The organism is Cupriavidus sp. R6-3 (genome assembly GCF_059772245.1).
This window is the reverse complement of the sequence record NZ_JCBAJO010000434.1, coordinates 1-1,482: the sequence shown is the minus strand read 5'-3', so window position 1 is coordinate 1,482 and position 1,482 is coordinate 1. Positions and strand designations below refer to the sequence as shown.

The following is a 1,482-nucleotide window of genomic DNA, read 5'->3' as shown; positions in this document are numbered from 1 at the left end:
TGGAGCTGGCGCGCGAAACACGGCGTCCCGATCCGGGCCCGCGGTTCCAGCGTCAGCGTGGCCTGGCAGAGGCCGTGCTGTTCGGCCAGTTCGCGCAGCCGGGCATACGCGCCGGCGCGGCTGGCGCTGACGCCGAACAGGCCGCGATGCCGGCTGAAATCGGTATCGCGGTCCGAACGCAGGCGCGGCGCCATCAGGCCGTCCGGCAGTTCCCACGCGAACAGCGGCCCCTTGCGCCGCAACAGCGTGTTGTGCACCGGCTCAAGCTGCTTGACCAGCAGCGCTTCCTGCAGCAGCGCGCCGATCTCCCCGCCGGTCTCGCGCCATTCGACGCGCCGCACCGCGCGCGACAGCCGCAGGTCCTTGCCGTAGCGATAGTCGCCCGAGAAATGCGCGCCGATCCGCTGGCGCAGGTTGACGCTCTTACCGACGTAGAGCGGCGCGTCGTTGTCGCCGTGGAACAGATAGACGCCGGGCGCCTGCGGGACGTCGTCGAGCGCGGTCTCTTCCAGGCCCGCCGGCAGGCTGGCGCGCTTGACCAGCGAGGCGATCGCCGATTCGACCAGCTCGACTGAATAGAGTCCGTGCACCTGTTGCCAGAACTGCCACAACAGCTCGGCGTCGGCGAGCGCGTGGTGCCGGCCTTTCGGCTGCAGGCCGAAGCGTGCGATCAGCGCGTCCAGCCCGTGGCGCTCCACCGAGGGAAACAGCGCGCGCGACAGCCGGACGGTACAGAGCACGTCCGCGCGGAACGTAATGCCGGCGCGGGTGAACGATTGCTTCAGAAAGCCATAGTCGAAGCGGGCATTGTGGGCGACGAACAGCTTGCCCTGCAGCCGCTCGGCCAGGCTCTCGGCCAATGACTCGAAGGTCGGTTGGCCGCGCACCATCTCTTCGGTGATGCCGGTCATGCGCTGGATGAAGGGCGGGATCGCGCAGCCGGGGTCCAGCAGCGTGTCCCATTCGGTCACGCCGTCCGGGCCGACCTCGACCACGCCGATCTCGGTAATGCGGTCGCGCTGCGCGTCCGTGCCGGTCGTTTCCAGATCGACGAAGACGATCGGCCGGGCCAGGGCGGTCGCCAGGGTGACGGCGTCGAGCTGGCGCGGCGCGTCCGCGGGCAGGCGCTCCGCTAGATAAGTAGGCTGGTCGTGGTGGCTGGGCGGGTTCGGCATCCAGCGATTCTAAGCGCCGCGATCGCGTTGGGGCCTGATTGATCGATCGGCGGGGCCGGATTGATTCCATCGCTGGCGCTTGACTGATCCCATCCCTGGCACCCCATCGATTCGAGGAGTGATCGATGCGACTTGTGAAGCGGCATCGCGGGGTCCCGAAAAAAGCGCTTGCAATGGCTGTCACGCTCCCTTAATATTCGCCCCCTCGCAGCCGAACGGCGGCGGGGTTGGCGGGGAAGGCGAAAGCGCTGCGGTGCTGGAAGCCGCAGCAAAAAAGTGCTGGCAACCTGTTGACGAGAAGCGAAAT

At 67.8% G+C, this 1,482-nt stretch carries 1 protein-coding gene; it reads right to left on the bottom strand.

Annotated elements, in window-relative coordinates; all coding sequences use genetic code 11:
• Positions 1 to 1,175, bottom strand: a 1,175-nt coding sequence (locus AC6EI8_RS26445; RefSeq protein WP_498383385.1) for an exonuclease domain-containing protein, incomplete at its 3' end; no start/stop codon positions are given.
• Between the last annotated feature and the right edge of the window lie 307 nt (positions 1,176 to 1,482).